The following is a 23,901-nucleotide window of genomic DNA, read 5'->3' as shown; positions in this document are numbered from 1 at the left end:
CTTGACGACTATGGCATACTGATTCTTTTTTCTCTCATCTAGGCTTCAATGGATAAAATCGAAATACGCGGTGCCCGCACCCACAACTTAAAAAATATCGATTTAACACTGCCACGAGACAAACTGGTGGTGATTACGGGCCTGTCTGGCTCTGGTAAATCGTCTCTCGCATTCGATACCTTGTACGCAGAAGGCCAACGTCGCTATGTTGAGTCATTGTCGGCTTATGCTAGACAATTTCTTTCCATGATGGAAAAGCCTGATGTTGATCATATTGAGGGGCTTTCACCAGCGATATCGATCGAGCAAAAATCTACGTCGCATAACCCACGTTCTACGGTAGGTACGATCACTGAGATTTACGATTACCTGCGCTTGATGTTTGCCCGTGTTGGCACGCCGCGTTGTCCTGATCATGACGTACCTCTTGATGCACAAACCGTCAGTCAAATGGTCGATAAAGTATTGGGTATGCCTGAAGGCAGTAAGCTAATGCTTCTTGCGCCTATCGTAAAAGAACGTAAGGGCGAGCATGTTAAAACGCTTCAAAACTTGTCTGCACAAGGTTTTATACGCGCCCGTATCGATGGAGAGGTGTGTGATTTATCAGATCCCCCTCCCCTAGACCTTCACAAAAAGCACACCATTGAAGTGGTGGTTGACCGCTTTAAAGTGCGGGATGATATGGCACTGCGTTTGTCAGAATCGTTTGAAACCGCACTAAGTTTGGCGGGCGGCAATGCCGTAGTCGCTGATATGGATGACAAAGACGCAGAAGAAATTATCTTTTCTGCTAACTTCGCCTGCCCACACTGCGGTTATAGTATAAGCGAACTTGAGCCTCGTCTGTTCTCATTCAATAACCCCGCAGGCGCGTGCCCAACCTGTGATGGTCTAGGAACGCGTCAGTTTTTCGACCCTACACGCGTGGTGGGTAATGACGAATTAAGCCTTTCTGGTGGTGCAATTCGCGGATGGGACAAGCGCAGCTACTACTACTTTCAAATGCTACAAGCGGTGGCCGACCATTATGGTTTCGACCTCACCAAGCCGTTTGCGTCTCTCAGTGACGCGCACAAAGATATCGTACTATATGGCTCAAAAGGTAAATCACTGTCGTTTAAATATATTAATGAACGCGGTGACATCATGGAGCGCAAGCATCCGTTTGAAGGGATTATCCCGAATATGGAGCGTCGTTACCGTGAAACAGAGTCGAATGCAGTGCGCGATGAGTTATCAAAGTATTTAAGTCAGCAACATTGTAATAGTTGTAACGGTGCGCGCCTTCGTATTGAAGCTAGAAATGTTTTTATTCAAGAAACGACGTTGCCAGCCATTGCTGAGATGTCAATTTCTGATGCCTACGATTTCTTTGAAACCTTAGATTTGTCAGGGCAGAAAGCGCAAATTGCAGAGAAGATCTTAAAAGAAATTTTGGACCGTCTGCGCTTCTTAGTGAATGTTGGGCTTAATTACTTAAGCATGTCTCGCAGTGCAGATACACTATCAGGCGGTGAAGCGCAGCGTATTCGTTTGGCCAGTCAGATTGGCGCCGGTCTGGTAGGCGTTATGTACGTCTTAGATGAGCCGTCGATTGGACTGCACCAGCGTGACAACGAGCGCTTACTAAAAACCCTTAGACACTTACGTGACCTAGGCAATACGGTTCTGGTTGTAGAGCACGACGAAGATGCAATTCGCGAAGCAGATTACATTGTCGATATTGGCCCTGGTGCTGGGGTACATGGCGGTGAAATTATCGCGGAAGGCTCACTTGAAGATATTAAAAACAGTGAGCACTCGCTTACCGGGAAATATCTTTCAGGCCGAGAAAAAATTGATATTCCTACCAAGCGCAATGAAGTTAAAGATGGAAAATGGCTTGAGTTAAAAGGCGCAACAGGTAATAACCTGAAGTCGGTTAACCTGCGCGTACCCACTGGCGTAATGACATGTGTAACGGGCGTATCGGGCTCGGGTAAATCGACACTTATCAACGACACGTTTTATAAGATTGCGCAGACAGAATTAAATAAGGCAACAACATCAGAGCCTTCACCTTATGAGAGCATGACAGGGTTAGATCAACTCGATAAGGTTGTTGATATAGACCAAAGCCCGATAGGCAGAACACCCCGTTCTAATCCTGCTACTTATGCCGGTATATTTACGCCAATACGAGAAATGTTTGCTGGGACGCAAGAGTCTCGGTCACGGGGTTATAAGCCTGGGCGATTTAGTTTTAATGTAAAAGGCGGTCGATGCGAAGCCTGCCAGGGCGACGGCGTTATTAAAGTAGAAATGCACTTTTTGCCCGACGTTTATGTACCGTGCGACGTATGTAACGGCAAACGCTATAATCGTGAAACACTCGAGATAAAGTACAAAGACAAAAATATCCATGAAGTGTTAGAGATGACAGTGGAAGATGCGCGACAATTCTTCGACGCAATTCCGGCTATCGCCCGTAAACTTCAAACCTTGATGGACGTTGGCCTTTCATATATTCGATTAGGGCAAGCGGCAACGACGTTATCAGGTGGCGAAGCGCAACGTGTTAAACTTGCAAAAGAGCTCTCTAAGCGTGATACGGGACAAACACTGTATATTCTCGACGAGCCAACAACCGGCCTTCACTTTCATGATATCAAACAGCTATTGGCAGTATTACATCGTCTTCGTGACCATGGAAATACCGTAGTGGTAATTGAACACAACCTCGATGTGGTAAAAACCGCAGATTGGGTGATTGATCTGGGGCCAGAAGGTGGCTCAGGGGGCGGTCAAATTATTGCAGAAGGCACGCCCGAGCATATTGCTAAACAAGACGTTTCGCATACGGGACGGTTCTTAAAGGATATGCTGCCGTAAGATAAAGCAGCTTTTAGAATGTAAAAAACGCGCTTATTACAGCGCGTTTTTTTATCTCTATTTATCTGGTCAGAGCTTATTTTTAAACACAGTAGGTTAGAATGTAAGCGCGCACAATTTTGACCGAATAACGGGAGCAGTAAATGAATCAAGCGCCACCCATTACATTAGTGAAAACGTGGTATCACCTGTTGTCTTCATCAGAAGATAACGCCGTTAAAGCCAGAGCACAGCAAATGCTGTTAAACGCCTTTGGCACACCTGAAGCCATACTTATCTATTTGAAAAAAAATAACATTCTTAATTAAGCGGCGTCACTTCGCTTACTAAAATTTAAACGCTTGTATCGCAAGGCCTTCACACACCGAGTTGAAAGCGTCGTTCTCAAGCTTGGGTAGGCCAGTCAGCAGCGTTTCATATAGCGCGTCTATCACGATGGGGGATAAGCTCATTCCCCCCGTAATCATTACTACCTCGGGTTGCTGGGTTGTTTTTTCCAAACACTCCACCACTAATGCTTTTACCTTGCTTAGCCAAGGCTGAATTGATTGTTCAAAAACACCTTGAGTAATTTTCACATCGAAACCTTGCTCAATGTAATGAAGAGGAAGCATGATTGTTTCTTTGGTCGATAGCAGCTCTTTAGCCATACGTGCTGAATTAACGACGCGCGCTGAGAGCTTATTTTCTTGCACGATAAGTAACCGGTCTAACTGCTCAGGTGATGATGTAATAGATTTTGTTTGCGCAATATCGAGACCATAATCATCTGAAAAAAACCGTGTTAGCGCAGGTATATTATCAACGGCACACATATCTGAAAAATAGGTAGGAGGCACAGGTAGGCCATTGGTCATTTTAAGGCCAAGCCCCATCTCTGGTGCCAACGCTTTCATCACCAAGCTTTTGTCACAGTCCATACCGCCTAAACGTCGCCCCGTCACCGCCAGCACATCTTGATTGCGATTTAACTGGTTGTTCCTCTCAGCGGCTAAATTAATACAACAAATATCTGTGGTACCACCGCCGATATCAACGATAAGCGCCGTAGTTTCTTCAGTAAGGGTTTGTTCAATTTTGTACGCTGCTGCAATAGGCTCTTCTAAAAAGCTGACGGCTCTGAAGCCGGCATCACTTGCAGCATCTTGCATAATTTGTACAGCTTGGGCATTACCTGCCTCGCCTCGCGTACCGTGAAACTTAACGGGCCTTCCTATCACTGCGGCATCTACGGTTGTTTCTAACTGTCGTTCGGCACACGCTTTAAAATAGGCAAGCTGTTTTCCAATAATACCGACGAATGCTTTCTTTTGGTCGTCGTCTAACGACGCACCTAAAAAGTTTTTTGGAGAGTAAATTAATCTGCCTTTGTCTGGCATTTTTAAGAAACGACGAAACCCTTCTTCACCGAATGCAAACTTACCCGTTTCTACTAATCGCAATAGGGGGATTTCATCGAGCGACATCGCATGAATAAGCTGAGCGATAGCCTTGCGTTGTAGTGCGGGGCGGTTGTGAAATTCTCCGCGTAGGTCATCAATACGGTTGCTGTAAAGCGCCTGCTCTTTAGGGTCTTTTGCAGAATAGTAACCCTGCTTCGCTTTCTCTAGCTGTTCATTAATAATGCGCTGAAGCTGTGCAACTTTGGCCTCTACCATTGCGTCAGGTGGAGGTGGAAGTTCATCTTCAAAATAAATGAACACAGAGGACCGAATCTTGTTACTTGCGTCAACAAGTGGGTCGAGCTTTATATGTTGGTGCGTAGCACCATCAAAATACACCACTTCAGAGTTTGAAGTGCCGTAATCTATCCCTATCGCAGTCATGGTATCGTTTTACATTAAATTTTGACGGAGATTGTAATGTAAAACGGTCAACGGATCACACTTTCCTTACCGCTATTATGAATTCTTGGTAAGTAAGGTTAATGTCTTCGACAACAAGTCATCGACCTTGAAGGGCTTCGAGATAACGTCGTTAAACAAACGTCCAAACTCGTCAGCGTTTACGTCTAAAAAGATATTGCCGGTTAACGCAACCATAGGAAGCGCATCTTTCCCCACACGCTCTCGTATCGCTTTTGTTGCCTCAATACCGTCCATGATAGGCATTTGAATATCCATAAATACCATATCGAAAGATTGCTCATGAGCAAGCGCTATGGCCTGCTTTCCGTTAGATGCGGTTGTCACTGTTAGCTGCGCAACGTCAACCAATATTTGCTCTAATAGCGCCAGATTAAATTTTTCATCATCAACAACCAACACGTTTTTATCTGCACACTGTGTATGTAACTGCATTAACAACGACGTACTATCTAACGCCTTATTCTCTCCTTCTTTTTGTTGATTATTTCTCGCTAGTAAACACGTAAACCAAAACGTGCTGCCGCTACCCAACGTGCTTTTGACACCAGCATCTCCCTCATAAAATGCAGCAATTTCTTTGGTAATTGACAACCCCACACCAATGCCACCATATTTACGGCCAAAGCTGGTATCTGCTTGCTCAAAAGGCTCAAAGATTTTTGACGTTACCGATGCGTCTATTCCAATGCCGGTATCTTCCACTTCAAAGCGTAATTCATCTTTATCCGTTTGCTGGTTAACAATGGAGACGCGAACAATAATCCCACCCTCGTCGGTGTATTTAACGGCATTAGAAATATAATTAATTAGCCCTTGTTGAAGGGCAGTAATATCACCAATATAAGTAGGAAGCACATGCGGTAACTCTACGCTAATGTGCAAGCCTTTCGACGTTAGACTTTCCTCGTTAAGTATAATAGTTTCATTAATAAGCTTCTCTATATCAATCGTTTGCTCTTTCAGTTCATAAGTACCAGACTCAATTTTCGACATATCGAGAACTGAACTGAGCAATCCTAATAGGTGTTCGCTCGCCGTACTTATCTTCTTAATTGCCTGCCGCTGTGACTCACTGAGTGATTCTCGCGTTAAAAGGTCAGAAAAGCCTAGAATAGACGTTATCGGCGTTCTTATTTCATGTGACATATTGGCTAAAAATCTACTTTTTGCCTTGTTCGCACTTTCTGCTTTTTCTTTCGCTTCAACCAATTGACGTGTCCGGCTTTCTACTTCTTTTTCGAGCGCTTCTTTATTGCTTTCAAGGAGTGTCTTAAGTTTGGTTTCTTCCGTTATGTCATGCACTATCGCAATAAATTTTTCAGCGCCATATTCAGATTCAACCAACTGTAAGTTGATACTTACATTGATATCATGCCCATCTTTGTGTCTATGAATCGTTTTAAATTTGAGAGACGGTTTCTGGTGCATTAAAAGCGGTTGGATAAGTTGGGTGAATTCGTCTCGGTCAAAGTCAGGCTTTATATCGAAAGGATGCATTTTGTAAAGGGCATCGCTGGTATACCCTACATGCTGCAATGCGCCTTCATTCACATAGGTGAATAATAAGCTGTACGGATCAAACATGAATACACAGTCGCTGGCTTTATCTACGGTACTTTTAAACTCTAACAGCGACTTTTTTAAAACTTCTTGCTCAGTAATATCTCTTACAATGCATAACACCATACTCTCGCCCATTACATTCGTGCCGGCAGCGGTGATTTGGGCAGTGTAGGTGTCATTGTTCTTTCTTTTATGTATCGTCTGAAACGTCGCCTGAGTATTGGCAAAGCTGGGATAAGTTTCGCGAACTTTTTGCTCGCTCAAGGTGTCATCAAAATCCCAAATGAATAAGGAATGCATCTCGTCGTGGGTATATCCCAACATAGACATAAAGGAGTGATTGTAGGTCACCAATTGATAGTTTTGATTAATAATACAAACGCCATCATTAATTCGTTCAAGCATCGCCCGCAAGACGCTTATTTCCTCTTGTGCAGAGCTTTTTTTCAGTAACAAGGGGCGAGGGTTAACATCCTCTTTGATTTGAAACAACCGTATTCACTTTGTATAAAGTAGTCTGGTTTAAAGATAGTCAATAAGGTGGTTAAACACCAAGGCGGTTTTGATTTAAGTTTTGTGAAGCTTTATGAAAGAGTAATTTTTTTATTACGTGGAAACTTTTTTTGCTTCACGGCGACTACTGAAAACTGCGTCACGCCGTGCTAGAGTGCGTAAAAATAAGCATTAAAGAGCGCATAAATCATGTCAAAAAACACGCCCTTATCCACGTCTTTCGACGTGCGTTTTTGCGAAACCGACGCCCTACAACACGTGAGTAACACTGCGCTTGTTGCCTGGTTTGAAGCGGCCAGAGAACCTATCTTTCGTATGTTTACGCCTACCCTTGATTTGCAAAACTGGCCACTCATATTAGCCAGCTATAAGGTAGATTTCTTGGCACAGATTTTTTACGGTAAACCTGTCACCGTAAAAACATTCATTAGTCGCTTGGGAAACAGTGCATTTGATGTCTATCAAGAGCTGTGGCAAGACAATATTTTGTGTGCCACCGGCATTACTACTATGGTGCACTTTGACTATGCAACACAGCGTTCAGCGCCCATACCTGAAACAATCAAAGCAACACTGCAATCACACTACAAAGCGATAGAGTAAGCCATAATCATGCAAAATTTTATAGAAGTGATAGATGATGTATTGCCCCCTGAATTATGTTCAGCGCTTATCGCACGGTTTGAGAAAAGCCCAAACCTTTCACAAGGACGAACCGGCGGGGGAGTAGACTTAGATAAGAAGCGCAGTACCGACGTATCAATCAGCCAAAATAAAGAGTTTGGCGATCTGTTCCAACAAGTCATGCAAGCCACTGGCCCTCAGTTAGTGCAGTACATCGAAAAATATTTTTATGCGTTAATCGGCCCTATCGGGCTTACTGTTAAGCATCCTACGACTGGAGAGCCCGTAAAGCTCACTGGTGAAAATTTTGAAGAGGTTGGAAAGCCCAACTTAGCGAATTTGGTCAATTATCTTTTTCGCGTAGGCGATGTGAATGCACAGCGCTATACTGCAGAAAGTGGCGGCTATCCGTATTGGCATTCCGAAGTATATCCTCAAATGCAACATAACGATGCGTTACATCGGGTATTGCTGTTTATGTATTACCTTAATGATGTGGATGATGGCGGAGAAACCGAATTTTATTACCAAGACAAAGCAGTAAAACCCAAAGCGGGAAGAATGGTTATTGCGCCAGCGTACTTTACCCATACGCACCGCGGGCAAATTCCAAAAAGTAATGATAAATACATTGTCACGTCTTGGTTGCTATTCAACCGCGCGGAACAAATATACACGCAAGCAAAATAGCCTCGTCATCAGGTAGAGGTTAAAACCCCTCTACCGCTTCACCCTTCAATCGATAACCAACCGAAGCGATATCGCCCTTCCATCCTTCTGTTGATAATACGCCAGTGACCCAAATAGCATCATACATATTATCTATCGCTATACCGTCTTCAAATTTCACGTAGACAATTTGATTAGATGCAGGCGGCGGCACGTGTATGCAGGCACCAAAGTAAGGCACTAGCAAAAATTCAGTGGTGCTTTCTGCGGTTCCTTCAAGGGGTACGACAAAGCCTGGTATTTTAACTCGCTTGCCATCATAGGCATCAACGACCGGCGCATCTGGTTGCAGCTGACTCATCTCGCCATTGTGCTGAACAGCAGGCGGTGCTAACTCATTAAATCCTTCAGGGACAAGGTCTTCCCAATACACTTCAACGGGCGCATCGTTAGCCGATGCTGCAAGTGGCATAATCACTAGCGCAAAAAAAATAAATACGTGTGAAAACACGCTAACCATAGACGTTTTCATAATTTTTCCATCGTAATAAAAAAGGGCTCGTCTTCTACGAGCCCTTTTTAACATCAATGATGCAAAGCGTGAATTATTCTGCTTCGAAACGCGCAACGCTTGAGACTATTTCAGCTTTTGCAGCTGCTGCGTCTGCCCAGCCGTCAATCTTAACCCACTTTTCTGGCTCAAGATCTTTGTAATGTTCAAAGAAATGCTCAATTTGCTTAAGAAGCAACGGAGGTACGTCAGAGATTTCTTTAACGTCACGGTAAATCGTAGATAGCTTGTCAGCTGGCACCGCTAATACTTTAGCATCTTTACCAGACTCATCAGTCATATTGAGTACGCCAACTGGACGACACTTAATAACTGAACCGGCAAGTAATGGGAATGGAGTCATAACAAGTACGTCAACCGGGTCGCCATCTTCTGACAATGTATTGTTTACATAACCGTAGTTAGTTGGGTAGTGCATGCATGTTGCCATGAAGCGATCGACAAATACTGCACCAGTATCTTTATCCACTTCATATTTTACTGGGTCAGCATGTGCTGGAATTTCGATAATTACATTCACTTCTTCAGGCAAATTCTTGCCCGCAGGAACAGCGTTTAAGCTCATTGTTCAGTCCTTTCGGTAATAGGTAAAAAATTTGCCTGTAAGTATACGGTGACAGCGGCAAAATAAAAACGCTTTACGACCGATGTCGCATTAATCTGTTCAATTTTACCGCTTTTTTGTTACTCGCTTTGGCTGTAATAGCTTAAACAGGCCTCAATTTCGTCTTTAGAGCCAATAAGCACTGGTACGCGTTGGTGAATTTCTTCTGGCATAACTTCTAAAATTCTTCCTGTCCCCGTATTAGCTAAGCCACCCGCTTGCTCCATTAAGAAGGCCATAGGGTTTGCTTCATACAGTAAACGTAGCTTGCCCGGCATAGACGGATTACGCTTATCAAATGGATACATGAATATCCCGCCTCGGCATAGAAGACGGTGAATATCGCCAACCATCGCGGCAACCCATCGCATGTTAAAGTTTTTACCACGCGGCCCTTCTTCACCCGCTAATAGGTCAGTGATATAAGCTTGCATGGGTGGCTCCCAATGACGCTGGTTAGATGCGTTAATGGAAAATTCAGAAGTAGCTTCAGGTACTTTCACGTTAGGGTGAGTAAGTAGGAAACCGCCATGGGTTTTATCTAGGGTATAAATATGTGTACCCCGACCGGTCGTTAGCGCCAACATTGTTGAAGGGCCATAAAGCACGTAGCCTGCTGCCACAATCTGTGTTCCCGGCTGCAAAAATGCTGAAGGGTCGTCGGGTTTCATCCATTGCGGGGCGTGAGTGATAGAGAAAATGGTCCCTATCAAGCTATTAATCTCTGTATTCGATGAACCATCAAGCGGGTCAAAGCTTACCAAATAGTTACCTTCTGGATTACACGGCACAACATCATCTTCTTCTTCAGAAGAAATCGCTTTAACGTATCCTGATTCCCTCAAGGTATCTTTCAGAATTTGATTAGAGATAACATCAAGTTTTTTCTGCGTTTCGCCTTGAACGTTTTCTGAAAGGGTTGAACCTAGCACGCCTGCAAGCGCCCCCTGACTTACTCGGAAAGAGATTTCTTTACAGCCTGCCAATAACGTTCTTATTAGAAGAATAAGTTCAAGCGGAGCCCCGTCTTGTTGCAATTGCGAGTTTAAGCGTTTCATCGATTTTAAGCCTTTTTAAGTGTGTAGGGTGTGGTTATTTACCCGGGCGATTTTCCATACCGCGTTCTATTTATCTAAATAACCTAGCAATTTTTGTTTGCTTTGACGATTGTAACCGTGTTCGCGACGAAGTGAAACATAGGGATAGATGGATAATCACTCAACCTACCAGTGTATTTGCTATTTTTGACGCTTAACATTGTAGAAACACCGACAAATATGAAATTGCATTATCCCCCCGCTTTAAGGTTCTGATAAAGTACATGCCATTAACATGCAGTAATAACGAGAACGCGCTATGCACGTACATATTCTAGGTATTTGTGGCAGCTTCATGGGTGGTATCGCCGCCATAGCGAAAGCATTAGGCCATACTGTTACCGGCTCTGATAACAATGTTTATCCTCCCATGAGCACACAATTAGAAGCGTTAGGCATTGAGCTTACCGAGGGTTATAACACCGCTCAGTTCGACCCGGCGCCAGATATTGTCGTAATAGGAAATGCCATGTCTCGTGGTAATCCTGCCGTTGAATACGTCTTAAATCGCAATTTGCCTTACACAAGCGGCCCACAATGGCTGCTTGATAACCTTTTAAAAGATAGGTGGGTAATTGGCGTGTCGGGCACCCATGGTAAAACCACAACCAGCAGCATGGTTGCATGGATTTTAGAGTATGCCGGCTTGAACCCAGGCTATCTCATTGGTGGCGTACCCGAGAATTTTGGCGTGTCTGCTCGTGTTGGCGATAGCCCCTTTTTTGTCATTGAGGCAGACGAATACGACAGTGCATTTTTCGATAAGCGCTCAAAATTCGTTCATTACCGTCCCAAGACATTGGTAATTAACAACTTAGAATTTGACCACGCGGATATTTTCGCCAATCTTGATGCCATCCAAACTCAGTTTCATCACCTTATTAGAATGGTACCTGAAAACGGGCTCATACTTACGCCCGATCGCACTGAGGCAATAGAAGACACCTTAGAAAAAGGCTGTTGGTCATCGCGTCAGTCGTTGGGCAAAGAGTGGGCAGCGTCTCTTATCAATCAAGATGGTAGTTGTTTTGCTGTTTTGAATCACGGTAAAGAAGTGGGCACTGTAACATGGCCGCTACTGGGTCAGCATAATGTCGATAACGGCCTTATGGCGATAGCCGCTGCACATCATGCAGGCGTTACGTTGCAAGACGCCATTGCCGCACTGTCTTTATTTAAAAATGTAAAACGCCGTATGGAAATAAAGGGCGCAGTAAACAACATCACGGTTTATGATGACTTTGCCCACCACCCCACTGCCATTGCCACTACGCTGGATGGTCTTCGTAAAAAGGTAGGTAACGGAAAGATACACGCTATTTTAGAGCCGCGTTCTAACACAATGAAAATGGGCGTCCATAAGTCAACGCTCGCGCAGTCTTGGCAAGACGCTGACGCGGTTTACCTCTTTGAACCTGCGAATATGGACTGGTCGCTTCGCGATGTTGCGGCACAGAGTGAAACCCCAACCCAGTGTTTTGATGATGTAGAAACGATCGTATCTAATGTCAGCCGCGTAGCAGAGCAAGGCGATCATATACTCATTATGAGCAATGGTGGTTTTGAAGGTATTCATTCTCGCATGCTGAGTGCGTTAACCGAGGTTTATTCATGAAACACGACAAGCAGGTTACCCTTGCTATCACTGGTGCATCTGGCGCACCTTACGCGTTGTCGCTATTGGCATCTCTCGTTAAGGCCGACTTTCAAGTTTATGTACTGATTTCGTCCGCCGCGAAAGTGGTGTTTGCAACAGAAGAAGACGTAAAAATTCCTGCTCGCCCAGAAGATGCTGCCGCTTTTTTTACTGAGCACTGCCAGGCCAAACCAGGACAAGTTAAAGTATTTGGTAAAGAAGAGTGGTTTTCGCCCGTGGCATCAGGCTCAGCGGCACCCGCCAAAATGGTGGTATGCCCCTGCTCGACAGGTACGCTTTCTTCTATTGCTGTTGGCGCCAGTGACAACTTGATTGAGCGTGCCGCTGATGTAGTACTAAAAGAGCGAGGGCAACTTATATTAGTCCCTCGCGAAATGCCTTTATCATCTATTCATTTAGAAAATATGTTAAAACTGTCACAAATGGGCGCCACAATTATGCCGGCAGCTCCCGGCTTTTATCATAACCCTAAAACCATTGCTGACTTGGTCGACTTCGTTGTTGCAAGAATATTAGACCATTTGGGCGTAGAGCAATCATTGGTAGCCCGTTGGGGTTATCAAACATCGAAACATAAAGAGGATTAACCATGTCAGCGTATACAAATAGGACGTTAACCGTTGCACTTAGCACACTACTAACGTTGTTTATCACTTCACCTGCTTTCGGGTGGGGGCAAACAGGCCACCGCATCACAGGTGCAATCGCACAACAATACCTTAGCCCATTAAGTTATGCTGCAGTAAGCGAACTCTTACCTGCTAGCGATTTAGCGCAAGCGTCAACCTATGCCGATGAGATGCGTTCAGACCCCAGTGAATTTTGGCAAAGAACCGCTTCTCCATGGCATTACGTTACGGTGCCAGAAGGCAAACACTATCATGACGTAGGTGCCCCAAAACAAGGGGACGCTATGACGGCGCTGACACACTATACTGCAACACTAACCAACAGCGAGGCGTCACAGGATGAGAAGCGTTTAGCACTGCGCTTTATTGTGCATATTATTGGCGATCTTCATCAGCCTCTGCATGCTGGAAACGGCAAAGACAAAGGCGGTAATGATGTGAAAGTGCGGTTTTTCTGGGAAGACTCTAACCTTCACCGTGTTTGGGATTCACAGATGATTGAGCAGCGAGGCTTATCGTATACCGAGTGGACCGAATGGCTTAATAAAGACATTACGCCTGCAAACATTCGAAAATGGGCCACTGTAGACCCGCTTGTTTGGATACAGGAAAGTACTGCGCTACGCGATACCATTTATCCAGAAGACGCCAATAAAATGAGCTATGACTATTTGTATAATCATTTGCCTACTGCAAAAGAGCGTCTTCAAACAGCAGGGGTTCGTATTGCGATGTATTTAAACCATGTCTTTGAGCAAGCCCACGCTAAGCAGAACTAGTTCAGCGTTTTACTCGCCACAATAAAAAACGGAGGCTTATGCCTCCGTTTTTGCTCTTTATTGGGTATTAATCAAGTTCTAGAGGTTCAGGCGACAATATGACTCCCGTACTGTCTGCATACAAATAGTCTTCAGGTAAAAAAGTGACACCGCCAAAGTTTACTGGTACATCGATGTCGCCAATGCTTTCACTCTCAGCATTGACCGGAATAGCAGCCACGGCAAGCACACCGATATCCATCTCAGCCAATGTATCTATTTCACGAACACTGCCGTAACACACAATCGCTTCCCAATCGTTGTCGATAGCAAGCTGGGCTGATGCGGAATCAAACAACGCACGACGGGTTGAGCCTCCGCCATCAATTAACAGTATTTTACCTGCACCAGGTTGTGCTAGCACTCTGTCGATTAACCCCCTATCTTCAAAGCACTTAATCGTCGTTATTTCGCCACCAAATGAATAGCGCCCGCCGAAGCTTGCGAAAATTGGGTCTACCACGTCTACGCTGTCTGCGAATAGATCGCATAATTCGGAAGTGTTGTATTCCATTGCCATGCCTTAAAAATTGAAGGTTGTGAAGAACTCACTTGAACGTAGTTCTAGCATAGCATTAATTCATGCGTTGCAAATGGCTGTTTTGTATAGATTCGTCGAATAACAAATCGTCCGTACCATAAGCATCATTGGCACTATTTATGCCTACTTTACTCGTTTACCTCGAATGGTTTCAGTTTTCGTGCAAAACGGGCCATATCACCATAGGTTATCGCCACTTCGCGTTACTGTTGATACATAAATACGTTGTAAAAAATTCTTCTTTTTTCTGTCACCTGTTAGTCACAGAGCCCTTTTAGCCTGTGTTGAATACAATTTGATGAGGATAGGCGATGTTGATGAGATCGTTACATAAATGGGATGTCACCCTTTTCTATCGCCTCTACGGCCTGACGCAAAAAAGAGACTGCAGAAGCATTATCTGGTTGTCGAGAACGGGCGATGGTTACTTGTATTTTGTTATTGGCTTGTTGTTATGGATGTTCGAACCCGAACACGGTGAGCTATTTCTATATACTGCGCTTATGGCTTATGCCTTAGAGCTTCCCGTCTACCTGCTATTGAAAACTTATTTTAAACGTCCTCGCCCCTGCGATTTTTTACTTAATTTACGTGCTCATATTACGCCGTCAGATAAATTTTCATTGCCATCAGGTCATACCGCTGCCGCATGGTTAATGGCGAGTATTGTTGCGCACTATTATCCATCGTTCTTAGTTATTGCTTACAGCTGGGCCGCACTTATCGGACTATCGCGCATCTTGTTGGGTGTCCATTATCCATCAGATGTAGTAGCAGGCACTGGTTTAGGCATAGCCATAGCACTACTTAGTATTACTCTATTGGGCTAGCATGAAGATTCTGTATGGTGTGCAAGGCACAGGAAATGGACACATCGCGCGAGCCAGAATAATGGCTGCAGCGTTGTCACGTCATCGTGATATTAATGTCGACTTTGTTTTTTCTGGCAGAACGCCCAGTGACTATTTTGATATGGACATATTCGGCAATTATCGCGCTTATACCGGGTTAAGCTTCGTAACATATCGTGGGCAGGTAGATAAATTAGCGACAATCAAAAAGGCGAAACTTCGTCAGCTTTATCACGATGTAAACGTGATGGATACAAGCGGCTATGATTTATTGATTAACGATTTTGAGCCAATAACTGCATGGGCCGCTAAGCAGCAGGGTACGCCGTCCATTTCAATTAGTCATCAAGCGGCATTTACGTATAACGTTCCCAAAACCGGTTACACCGTCATTGATAATGTATTGATGAAAATCTATGCCCCTACGCAATGTCAGTTGGGGGTGCATTGGTATCACTTTAATCAGCCTATAATTCCTCCGTTTGTTGTTGAAAAACCAGCAGCCCATCCTCGTAATAGCCACGTTCTGGTGTATTTACCGTTTGAGGAAATTGAAGATATAACACAAATGCTTGAACCGCTCAGTGATCACATTTTTGAGTGTTTTCACCCCAATATTATTGAACAAACTGAAATGGGCCATATTCGTTTTAACCCCACATCGAAACCTCGATTTGAAAAAGCGCTTAAGCACGCATATGGCGTTATTGCCAACGGCGGATTTGAATTGTCTAGCGAAGCCCTTCAGTTAGGTAAAAAGCTACTGATAAAGCCACTACATGGACAGTTTGAACAACTTTCGAATGTGCTCACACTCACCTCGCTTGAACTCTGCCAGACCCTTTTCCAGCTTGACACAGATACCGTAGAAGAATGGCTTGAAGCCCCCCAAACAGAGGCAATAACCTTTCCTGACAATCCAGATATACTCATTGAATGGCTTAAAAAAGGCGACTTTTCCGACGTCCATTCGCTATGCAACCGTTTGTGGAAAAATGTACAATACGGTGAGAAAACTCAAGAACGATTATTGGCGCTTGCAATTTAGACACGCAATGCGATGATAGCGGCATTTGTAAAAGCATTTGCGGGTTTTTCTGTGCGTAAAAATTGGGTTGTTTTAGTCTTCATTGCTTCAGTACTGTCTGGCTGTGGATATAAAGGTGCGTTATACCTTCCAGACGCGCCAGAGAAAACAACGCCACCGCCATCTAAGGCGGTGCCTAATGATAATGAGACGCCTCCCGCATCGCTATCAGGAGAATCAAACTAGTGGATTTTTTTGCTTATAAGCAAGGTCAGCTGTTCGCTGAAGACGTCGCGGTTTCTGATATTGCTGCGACATACGGTACCCCCGTTTATATATACTCTCGCGCCACCCTAGAACGCCACTGGCACGCATTTAATGATGCGGTAGGCGCACATCCGCACTTGGTTTGTTACGCTGTGAAAGCAAATTCAAACCTAGGGGTATTGAGTGCATTGGCACAATTAGGGTCTGGATTTGATATCGTTTCGGGCGGTGAGCTTGCCCGGGTTATCGAAGCAGGCGGAGATCCTAGCAAAGTCGTTTTTTCTGGTGTTGGCAAAAAGTCTGATGAAATACGCTATGCACTTGAGCAAGGCATCATGTGCTTCAATGTGGAATCAGAACCTGAACTGCATCGTATCAATGCAGTGGCAGCCGAATTAGGTAAACACGCCCCAATTTCTTTGCGCATTAATCCTGATGTGGATGCAAAAACGCACCCTTATATTTCAACGGGCCTCAAAGCGAACAAGTTTGGTATTGCTCGCGAACGTGCGTTAGCGACTTATGAATTAGCCGCATCGCTTCCCAACCTCAACGTGGTGGGGATGGATTGTCACATTGGCTCACAACTTACCGAACTCGGGCCATTTGTTGATGCGCTCGAACGTCTGCTTGGGCTTATTGATGAGCTTGGTGAGCGCGGTATTGTTATTGAGCACCTTGATGTTGGCGGCGGCTTAGGCGTTACCTATAACGACGAAGAGCCTCCTCATCCAAAAGCCTACGCAGAAGCTATGGCAGAGAAAATGGAAGGCCGAGAGCAACTTAAGCTTATTCTTGAGCCCGGTCGAGCTATTGCAGCTAATGCGGGTATCTTGGTCACCCAAGTTGAATTTATTAAAGACGGCGAAGAAAAGAGTTTTGCTATCGTTGATGCCGCAATGAACGATTTACTTCGACCTGCCCTTTACTCTGCGTGGCAAAATATTATTCCCGTTATTGAGGGAAGCCAAGAAACGCCACGTGTTTATGATGTCGTGGGCCCAGTCTGTGAAACCGGTGATTTCATCGGTAAAGACAGGACGTTAGCGATTGCCCCCAATGACTTGTTAGCGGTTAGAAGTGCCGGTGCCTATGGCTTTGTGATGGCCTCAAACTATAACAGTCGCTGTCGCCCTGCTGAAATAATGGTAGATAAAGCGCGTACAATTGTTGTTCGAGAGAGAGAAATTCTAAAAGATCTCTGGAAAGGTGAGCACAAACTTACGTAAACTAGAGAAAATTCATAAAAAGATGCACTGTTAATGCAGGTTCAGTTTTCAAAAATGCACGGGCTGGGTAACGATTTCATGGTTATTGATAACGTTACCCAAAATGTATTTTTCTCTAAAGAGAAGATTCAACAACTCGCTAACCGTAATTTTGGTATTGGCTTCGACCAGTTGTTGATGGTTGAACCGCCTTACGATCCAGAACAAGACTTTCACTATCGTATTTTTAACGCGGACGGTTCTGAAGTAGAGCAATGCGGCAATGGTGCTCGCTGCTTCGCACGTTTTGTTAAGCAGAAAGGCTTAATCAGTAGAAATAAAATAGTTGTCAGCACGAAAGCAGGCAAGATGGTGTTGTACCTCGAAAAAGACGGCCACGTTACCGTGAATATGGGCAAACCTGAATTTGAGCCTGCCAAGGTCCCGTTGAAAGCTAACAAGCAAGAAAACACCTATATACTACGCGTAGCAGATCAAACCTTGTTTGTAGGCGCAGCGTCTATGGGTAATCCCCATTGTGTTATTGAAGTAGACGATGTTGATACCGCGAATGTTCACGAGATAGGGCCGGCGGTTGAACGTCATGAGCGTTTTCCAGAAGGCGTTAATGTTGGGTTTATGCAAATCATTAACGAGTCTCACATTAAGCTCCGCGTCTTTGAACGTGGAAGCGGTGAAACACTCGCATGTGGAAGCGGTGCGTGCGCAGCTGTTGCAATTGGCCAGATTCAAGGTAAATTAGGCAAAGACGTTCGGGTTGACCTACCCGGTGGCAGTTTACGCATTCGTTGGCCTGGCCAAGACAGTGTATTAAAAATGACTGGCCCCGCCGAACATGTTTACGACGGGCATATAAATTTATGAGTGACAGTTCAGGGCAATCCAACGCCTCTTTAGTAATAAACGCCTTTACCGACAATAGTGCATTGTCGGCGGAAGATGTACGCGTGTTTTTGTTAGAAAACCCTGAATTTTTCGCACAGAATCCAGACCTACTAGAGAAAATTGCTATTCCCCACGCGCAAAAGGGAAGCGTATCACTTGTTGAAATTCAAAGTGAACAGTTACGCAAAAAAGTGCGTCAGCTTAATTACAAATTGACGCAGCTTGTTAGCATTGCCAAACAAAATGAAAAAATTTATCGCGTATATACTGACTTAAATGTGCAGCTTCTACGCTGTACTAGCGTTGCAGAGGTACAATTTACGCTTGAAGATGTGCTGCAAGAGCGCTTACAGCTCTCGTCGGCTGTCATAAAAAGCTTCAAAGGCCCACACGCCATTCCAGAACTACAACGCCGTTTGTTTACAGAAAAACGCTTTAAAAACTCTAACTTTTTCTTTGGTCGTTTGTCACAGCACGAGCGACAGTTGTTGTTTGGAGAGAACAGCGCAGAGTCGGTCGCACTTTTGCTATTAGGCGACAATAACGACTTAGGTATTCTAGGTATTAGTAGCAACCATGCCGATCACTTTACCCCCGATATGGACACGCTGCTGTTACAGCAACTGCAGCAGGTACTCAATATTATTTTGCCAGAGATGATGGGGTATTAGTTTTCGTGACAACGGAAACAATGCTAAGTGAACCCTGTCAGCAATGGCTTGATAAATTTCTATTACATCTTGAGGTAGAGCGAGGCCTATCTCCTCACACGATTAAAAACTATCGTCGTCAACTCCAAGACGTCGCGGTTACACTTAATTTATATGAATGGTCGGGCATTACCCCGTCAGATATAAAACGCGTAATGGGCAATGCTAAGATGGCTGGCCATAAACCCCGAAGCATCGCTTTACGCCTTTCAGCACTTCGCACTTTTTGTCAGTACCTTATCGATAAACAGCAGTTATTTAGTAACCCTGTCGAGGGCATTCATGCACCTAAGCAAGGTAAACCTCTACCCAAGCAATTAAGCGTTGATGAAATGCAACAATTGCTCAATAGCGAAAGTGACGAAGGAATTATGCTGCGTGACGTCGCTATGTTTGAGTTGCTCTACGGCTGTGGCTTACGACTAAGTGAACTTACCGGCTTGAACCTGGCAGATTACTTAAGAGATGGCACGATTAAGGTAATGGGCAAAGGAAGTAAACAGCGTATTCTCCCTCTGGGCAAAAAGGCACTAGACGCGTTAAATGCATGGCTAAAAGTGCGCCCTGCATATGCCTCTGACTATGAATCAGCCATTTTTGTTAGCAAGCGAAAAACACGAATATCCAACCGGCAAGTTGCCAACAGACTAAACCAAATGGCTAGTGAACAAATGCTAAGTCAAAAAGTAAGCCCACATAAACTGCGCCATTCTTTTGCGACACACGTATTAGAATCAAGTGGTGACTTGCGAGCGGTTCAAGAGTTGTTAGGCCATGCCAATCTATCAACCACTCAAGTTTACACACACCTCGATTTTCAACATTTAGCGAATGTTTATGATGCCGCCCACCCGCGTGCACACAAAAAATAAAAGGCGCTTTTTTACATGCAGTTTTTTCGACCCATGCATGCCGTTAAGGCAATGACATTTGACCTAGACGACACGCTATATAATAACGACCCCGTCATAAGACAAGCCGACACCACGTTAACGCAGTTTATTCATGCGCATTTCCCTCATGCTAGTGCAATGTCGTCCGCACAATGGGGCGATATTCGCCGTACTGCGATTATGAAAGAAGCGAGGCTTGCCTCAGACATGGGCGAATTGCGCCGACAGGTATTGGCGAAGGCACTCTACGCTGATGTAACCGGTGGAAATACGCAGTATGCTACGTTAAGTGATGCTGTAGAGGCATGCTTCAACTGCTTCTATGATGCAAGAAGCAATTTCACGTTAGATGATAGCGTGCACGACACATTAAAAGTGCTAAGCAAACGGTTCCCCTTAATCGGCATTACGAATGGCAACGTCGATAGCGAAAAAATTGGCATAACGCCCTATTTCGACAGTATTCTGCACGCCAGTATGACGCGCCCGATGAAACCGCATAGTGCAATGTTTGATGAAGCGGCTGATAAACTAGCTTTGCCCACACAGCACATTTTGCATGTAGGCGACAACCTTATAAAAGACGTTTATGGTGCGTTAAATGCGGGCTATCAAGCGGCGTGGTTTGCCTGTAATCGCCCTATGATGCTAAACAACGAGCCCGTAAGCTTGTTACCTCATGTGGCATTATCTACCCTGCATGAGCTAACGCATTTCGTTGATTAGTAAGGGGTATTGTCCTCTAGCACATTTTGCTGCATTGACTCACATGGGTGTTGGCAAACAGGTCGCCCTACTACTTTAGCAGGAACGCCAACAACCGTAACGTGCGCAGGCACGTTGTCTAGTACTACGCTACCCGCCCCGACTTTAGCGCCTTCGCCGACTTCAATGTTACCTAGAATCTTGGCACCGGCCCCCACTAATACGCCTTGGCGAATTTTGGGGTGTCGGTCACCAGACTCATTACCCGTACCACCTAAGGTAACGCTTTGTAAAATAGAGACGTTATCTTCAATAACTGCCGTTTCACCCACGACAATGCCCGTGGCATGGTCGAACATTACGCCTTTGCCTATTTTCGCCGCAGGGTGAATATCTACGCCAAAGCTTTCTGAATTGCGACTTTGTAAAAATAGGGCAAGTTGATGTCTGCCATGAACCCACAAGTAATGCGCCATGCGATGTACTTGCACCGCATGAAAACCTTTAAAGTATAAAAGCGGGGTAAGATAGTCGTTAACAGCGGCGTCGCGCGCTTTGATTGCTTTGATATCGGCAATCGCCGCCTCACTGATCCCAGGCTCCAAAAGGTAAGCCTCATCAAACACTTCCCTAATCGCTAACGCTGGCATCACGTCGTCTGCCATTTTAGTCGATAGGATAAAGCTTAAAGACGATTCAAAGTTGTGATGCGCTAGAGTACAGGCATGAACAAAGCTTGTTAACAATGGTTCATTGTCTGCGACAGTTTTTGCCTCGTTTTTTAACGTTAACCAAAAATCAGAGACTGGTGTGTCTGCTTGCATGAGCTAATCCTGTATGCGCGTTTTACCAAAAAAGGAAAAAGGGGGAAGCATTTAAAATGAATGAGAAGTGTACCCGACTCACCCGTGAATCTATATAGGTGATATACCGCTAAAGTGCGCATAATGATCAGTTTATCGTTCTATTTAGGTATAAAGCATTCTCTATTCATATAACCAGCACAAACTTAAATTAGTCTGCACACAACCCTGTATAAATTCACAGTCAGCAGGCATAATAGCCGAGTTTACGATAATTAATTAGGTGATAGACACTATGGATGTATCCAGACTGCTTGACGAGCTAAACGACAAACAACGTGAAGCGGTAGCCGCCCCTCTTTCCAACGCCTTAGTACTAGCGGGCGCAGGAAGCGGCAAAACAAGAGTATTGGTACATCGCATTGCGTGGCTCATGGAAGTCGAAAACATAGCACCATTTTCTATATTGGCAGTAACCTTTACCAATAAAGCAGCCAGAGAAATGCGAGGCCGCTTAGAGTCATTAATGGGGCGAAGCCTGCACACTATGTGGATTGGTACGTTTCACGGCCTTGCACACAGACTTTTGCGCGCACATCACACCGAAGCTGGGCTGCCGGAAAACTTTCAGATCCTTGACTCAGACGATCAGTATCGTCTTATTCGTCGCATATTAAAGGCCATGAACCTTGACGAAAAACATTGGGCACCTCGCCAAATCCAATGGTATATCAATGGAAACAAAGATGAGGGTCTTCGCCCTCAACATATCGAAACGCATGGCGACCATATTCAAAAGACCATGCGAGAGGTCTATACGGCGTATCAAGATGCATGCGATCGTTCAGGGCTCGTCGATTTTGCAGAGCTGTTGTTGCGCGCCCATGAATTATGGGCCAAAAACCCTGAAATTTTAGCGCATTATCAACGTAGATTCAGGGCCGTACTGGTCGACGAATTTCAAGACACCAACAATATTCAATATGCTTGGCTACGTATGCTGTGTAGCGGCGAAAACAACAACATAATGATTGTCGGCGATGACGACCAATCTATTTATGGTTGGCGCGGAGCAAATGTAGATAATATCCAGCATTTCTTGAAAGACTTTGCCAACCCGGCCACCGTCCGTCTAGAACAGAACTACCGCTCTACCGGCAATATTTTGCAAGCCGCAAACACGGTGATAGACAATAACACGGGCCGTTTAGGCAAAGAATTATGGACTGATGGGCACCAAGGTGAACTCATTTCGGTGTACGCAGGCTTTAATGAACTCGACGAGGCCAGGTTTATCGTTTCAAAAATAAAAGACTGGTTACATCAGGGCAATGCACTAAAAGACGCCGCTATACTATATAGAAACAACGCGCAGTCGCGTGTACTAGAGGAAGCGTTGTTACATGAAGGTCTAGCCTATCGAATTTATGGGGGCCTTCGCTTCTTCGAACGTCAAGAAATTAAAGACGCACTGGGCTATATACGCATGATAAATCACCCCCATGACGATGCTGCATTTGAGCGCGTGGTTAATACACCTAGTCGTGGTATTGGCGATAAAACACTCAGCCTAGTGCGCGATGCCGCAAGAGCACATAACTGTTCCATGTGGCAAGCGTCTCAATTACTCATTAATGAAGGTTCGTTGAAAGGCCGTGCGCTAAATGCCATGCAAAGCTTTGTATTGCTCGTTACCGAACTTGAACAAAGCACCTTAGATATGCCGCTTGAAGAGCAAGCTGATAAAGCCATCAAGCAGTCGGGCCTTTACGCGATGTATCAAGCTGAGCGCGGCGAAAAAGCACAGGCACGATTGGAAAACTTAGAAGAGCTCGTAACGGCGTGTAAAACCTTTATTGTGCCGGAAGAAGCAGAAGAAATGACGCCTATGTCAGCGTTTTTAGCGCATGCATCTTTGGAGGCCGGTGAGCAACAAGCTGATACTGACCAAGACGCGGTTCAAATGATGACCATTCACACCGCTAAAGGCCTAGAATTTCCATTAGTGTTTATGGCCGGCGTTGAGGAAGGCATGTTTCCTAGCCAGCTAACCAATGATGAGCCAGGCAGAATGGAAGAAGAACGCAGACTCTGTTACGTTGGCATGACGCGGGCCATGGAAAAACTATACATTACGTATGCAGAAAGCCGCCGCTTATACGGGCAAGATAAATATCACACTGCATCGCGCTTTATTCGCGAAATGCCGGCGGAATGCGTAGAAGAAGTCCGTTTGAAAACAACGATTTCTCGGCCTGTTCATAATCGTTTTAGCCAAGCAACTTCTCATGCCTCTTTTGAAGAAACAGGCTTTCAGTTAGGTCAACGTGTTGTTCACAGAAAGTTTGGCGACGGCATTGTTTTAAACTACGAAGGTAGCGGAGAGCATGCTAGAGTACAGGTTAACTTCGATGAGTTCGGCACAAAGTGGCTTGTTCTCGCCTACGCTAAGTTGGAAAAGGCGTAATCACTAACACTGGCATGGCAGCCAGAATAGAAGAAC

The 23,901-nt window shown here is 44.9% G+C and carries 23 protein-coding genes; 16 read left to right on the top strand and 7 right to left on the bottom strand.

All coding sequences use genetic code 11. The features are described from left to right. Window positions 1–48: 48 nt before the first annotated feature. Both uvrA and AC27EZ_RS07000 read left to right on the top strand, forming a co-directional pair. Window positions 49–2,874 (top strand): excinuclease ABC subunit UvrA, encoded by a 2,826-nt coding sequence (gene uvrA / locus AC27EZ_RS07005; RefSeq protein ID WP_487134653.1) that lies wholly within the window; start codon window positions 49–51, stop codon window positions 2,872–2,874. 143 nt (window positions 2,875–3,017) lie between these two features. Then, window positions 3,018–3,182, top strand: a complete 165-nt coding sequence (locus AC27EZ_RS07000) for a hypothetical protein (RefSeq protein WP_421133219.1) — start codon at window positions 3,018–3,020, stop codon at window positions 3,180–3,182. An 18-nt stretch (window positions 3,183–3,200) separates the two neighbouring features. On the opposite strand, the gene AC27EZ_RS06995 is transcribed toward AC27EZ_RS07000, so the two are convergent. Both AC27EZ_RS06995 and AC27EZ_RS06990 read right to left on the bottom strand, forming a co-directional pair. Further along, on the bottom strand, window positions 3,201–4,700 hold the full coding sequence (locus tag AC27EZ_RS06995; RefSeq protein WP_487134652.1) for an Hsp70 family protein: 1,500 nt from the start codon (window positions 4,698–4,700) through the stop codon (window positions 3,201–3,203). A 75-nt stretch (window positions 4,701–4,775) separates the two neighbouring features. Beyond that, window positions 4,776–6,797 (bottom strand): PAS domain-containing hybrid sensor histidine kinase/response regulator, encoded by a 2,022-nt coding sequence (locus AC27EZ_RS06990; protein WP_487134651.1) that lies wholly within the window; start codon window positions 6,795–6,797, stop codon window positions 4,776–4,778. 210 nt (window positions 6,798–7,007) lie between these two features. Between AC27EZ_RS06990 and AC27EZ_RS06985 the strand changes: the two genes are divergently transcribed. Continuing rightward, window positions 7,008–7,421, top strand: coding sequence for an acyl-CoA thioesterase (locus AC27EZ_RS06985; protein ID WP_487134650.1), 414 nt, complete (start codon window positions 7,008–7,010; stop codon window positions 7,419–7,421). Between the two features lie 9 nt (window positions 7,422–7,430). Further along, on the top strand, window positions 7,431–8,132 hold the full coding sequence (locus AC27EZ_RS06980; protein WP_487134649.1) for a 2OG-Fe(II) oxygenase family protein: 702 nt from the start codon (window positions 7,431–7,433) through the stop codon (window positions 8,130–8,132). Window positions 8,133–8,151: 19 nt separating this feature from the next. On the opposite strand, the gene AC27EZ_RS06975 is transcribed toward AC27EZ_RS06980, so the two are convergent. The 3 genes from AC27EZ_RS06975 to AC27EZ_RS06965 form a co-directional block, all read right to left on the bottom strand. Continuing rightward, on the bottom strand, window positions 8,152–8,643 hold the full coding sequence (locus AC27EZ_RS06975; protein ID WP_487134648.1) for a DUF3299 domain-containing protein: 492 nt from the start codon (window positions 8,641–8,643) through the stop codon (window positions 8,152–8,154). A 73-nt stretch (window positions 8,644–8,716) separates the two neighbouring features. Beyond that, complete coding sequence (gene ppa / locus AC27EZ_RS06970; protein WP_421133213.1) at window positions 8,717–9,247, bottom strand: inorganic diphosphatase; 531 nt, start codon at window positions 9,245–9,247, stop codon at window positions 8,717–8,719. A gap of 119 nt (window positions 9,248–9,366) precedes the next feature. Continuing rightward, window positions 9,367–10,344 carry a class 1 fructose-bisphosphatase gene (locus tag AC27EZ_RS06965; RefSeq protein WP_487134647.1) on the bottom strand — a complete coding sequence of 326 codons (978 nt, stop codon included), beginning with the start codon at window positions 10,342–10,344 and terminating at the stop codon, window positions 9,367–9,369. Window positions 10,345–10,642: 298 nt separating this feature from the next. On the opposite strand from AC27EZ_RS06965, the gene mpl reads away from it, so the two are divergent. Genes mpl through AC27EZ_RS06950 form a run of 3 tightly spaced genes read left to right on the top strand, consistent with a single transcriptional unit; the run spans window position 10,643 to window position 13,448 of the window. Beyond that, window positions 10,643–11,998, top strand: a complete 1,356-nt coding sequence (gene mpl / locus AC27EZ_RS06960) for a UDP-N-acetylmuramate:L-alanyl-gamma-D-glutamyl-meso-diaminopimelate ligase (RefSeq protein ID WP_487134646.1) — start codon at window positions 10,643–10,645, stop codon at window positions 11,996–11,998. After that, window positions 11,995–12,627 (top strand): flavin prenyltransferase UbiX, encoded by a 633-nt coding sequence (locus tag AC27EZ_RS06955; protein WP_487134645.1) that lies wholly within the window; start codon window positions 11,995–11,997, stop codon window positions 12,625–12,627. The genes mpl and AC27EZ_RS06955 overlap by 4 nt, the downstream gene beginning before the upstream one ends. 2 nt (window positions 12,628–12,629) lie before the next feature. Beyond that, entirely contained in the window at window positions 12,630–13,448 is an 819-nt protein-coding gene (locus AC27EZ_RS06950) for a S1/P1 nuclease (RefSeq protein ID WP_487134644.1), read from the top strand. A 67-nt stretch (window positions 13,449–13,515) separates the two neighbouring features. On the opposite strand, the gene rraA is transcribed toward AC27EZ_RS06950, so the two are convergent. Continuing rightward, on the bottom strand, window positions 13,516–14,001 hold the full coding sequence (gene rraA / locus AC27EZ_RS06945) for a ribonuclease E activity regulator RraA (RefSeq protein ID WP_487134643.1): 486 nt from the start codon (window positions 13,999–14,001) through the stop codon (window positions 13,516–13,518). 344 nt (window positions 14,002–14,345) lie between these two features. Here rraA and AC27EZ_RS06940 point away from each other — a divergent pair, with 344 nt between their 5' ends. Genes AC27EZ_RS06940 through AC27EZ_RS06905 form a run of 8 tightly spaced genes read left to right on the top strand, consistent with a single transcriptional unit; the run spans window position 14,346 to window position 20,616 of the window. Continuing rightward, complete coding sequence (locus AC27EZ_RS06940) at window positions 14,346–14,858, top strand: phosphatase PAP2 family protein (protein WP_487134642.1); 513 nt, start codon at window positions 14,346–14,348, stop codon at window positions 14,856–14,858. A gap of 1 nt (window position 14,859) precedes the next feature. Next, window positions 14,860–15,927, top strand: a complete 1,068-nt coding sequence (locus tag AC27EZ_RS06935; protein ID WP_487134641.1) for an MJ1255/VC2487 family glycosyltransferase — start codon at window positions 14,860–14,862, stop codon at window positions 15,925–15,927. 12 nt (window positions 15,928–15,939) lie between these two features. Then, complete coding sequence (gene lptM / locus AC27EZ_RS06930; RefSeq protein ID WP_487134640.1) at window positions 15,940–16,152, top strand: LPS translocon maturation chaperone LptM; 213 nt, start codon at window positions 15,940–15,942, stop codon at window positions 16,150–16,152. Next, on the top strand, window positions 16,152–17,402 hold the full coding sequence (gene lysA, locus AC27EZ_RS06925; protein ID WP_487134639.1) for a diaminopimelate decarboxylase: 1,251 nt from the start codon (window positions 16,152–16,154) through the stop codon (window positions 17,400–17,402). The genes lptM and lysA overlap by 1 nt, the downstream gene beginning before the upstream one ends. A 33-nt stretch (window positions 17,403–17,435) precedes the next feature. Further along, complete coding sequence (gene dapF, locus AC27EZ_RS06920) at window positions 17,436–18,266, top strand: diaminopimelate epimerase (RefSeq protein ID WP_487134638.1); 831 nt, start codon at window positions 17,436–17,438, stop codon at window positions 18,264–18,266. Further along, window positions 18,263–18,958 (top strand): DUF484 family protein, encoded by a 696-nt coding sequence (locus AC27EZ_RS06915; RefSeq protein ID WP_487134637.1) that lies wholly within the window; start codon window positions 18,263–18,265, stop codon window positions 18,956–18,958. Before dapF ends, AC27EZ_RS06915 begins: the two co-directional genes overlap by 4 nt. Before the next feature lie 20 nt (window positions 18,959–18,978). Beyond that, window positions 18,979–19,869, top strand: coding sequence for a tyrosine recombinase XerC (gene xerC / locus AC27EZ_RS06910; RefSeq protein ID WP_487134936.1), 891 nt, complete (start codon window positions 18,979–18,981; stop codon window positions 19,867–19,869). 15 nt (window positions 19,870–19,884) lie between these two features. Beyond that, window positions 19,885–20,616: an HAD-IA family hydrolase gene (locus tag AC27EZ_RS06905; RefSeq protein WP_487134636.1), complete on the top strand. Its 732-nt coding sequence runs from the start codon at window positions 19,885–19,887 to the stop codon at window positions 20,614–20,616. On the opposite strand, the gene cysE is transcribed toward AC27EZ_RS06905, so the two are convergent. Further along, window positions 20,613–21,419 carry a serine O-acetyltransferase gene (gene cysE, locus AC27EZ_RS06900; RefSeq protein ID WP_487134635.1) on the bottom strand — a complete coding sequence of 269 codons (807 nt, stop codon included), beginning with the start codon at window positions 21,417–21,419 and terminating at the stop codon, window positions 20,613–20,615. The genes AC27EZ_RS06905 and cysE overlap by 4 nt on opposite strands. Before the next feature lie 274 nt (window positions 21,420–21,693). Here cysE and uvrD point away from each other — a divergent pair, with 274 nt between their 5' ends. Further along, window positions 21,694–23,865, top strand: coding sequence for a DNA helicase II (gene uvrD / locus AC27EZ_RS06895; protein ID WP_487134634.1), 2,172 nt, complete (start codon window positions 21,694–21,696; stop codon window positions 23,863–23,865). Window positions 23,866–23,901: the final 36 nt, after the last annotated feature.

It is taken from the genome of Alteromonas sp. 4NH20-0056, assembly GCF_057539655.1.
The sequence above is the reverse complement of the archived record's forward strand: the minus strand, read 5'-3'. Positions and strand labels throughout refer to the sequence as shown.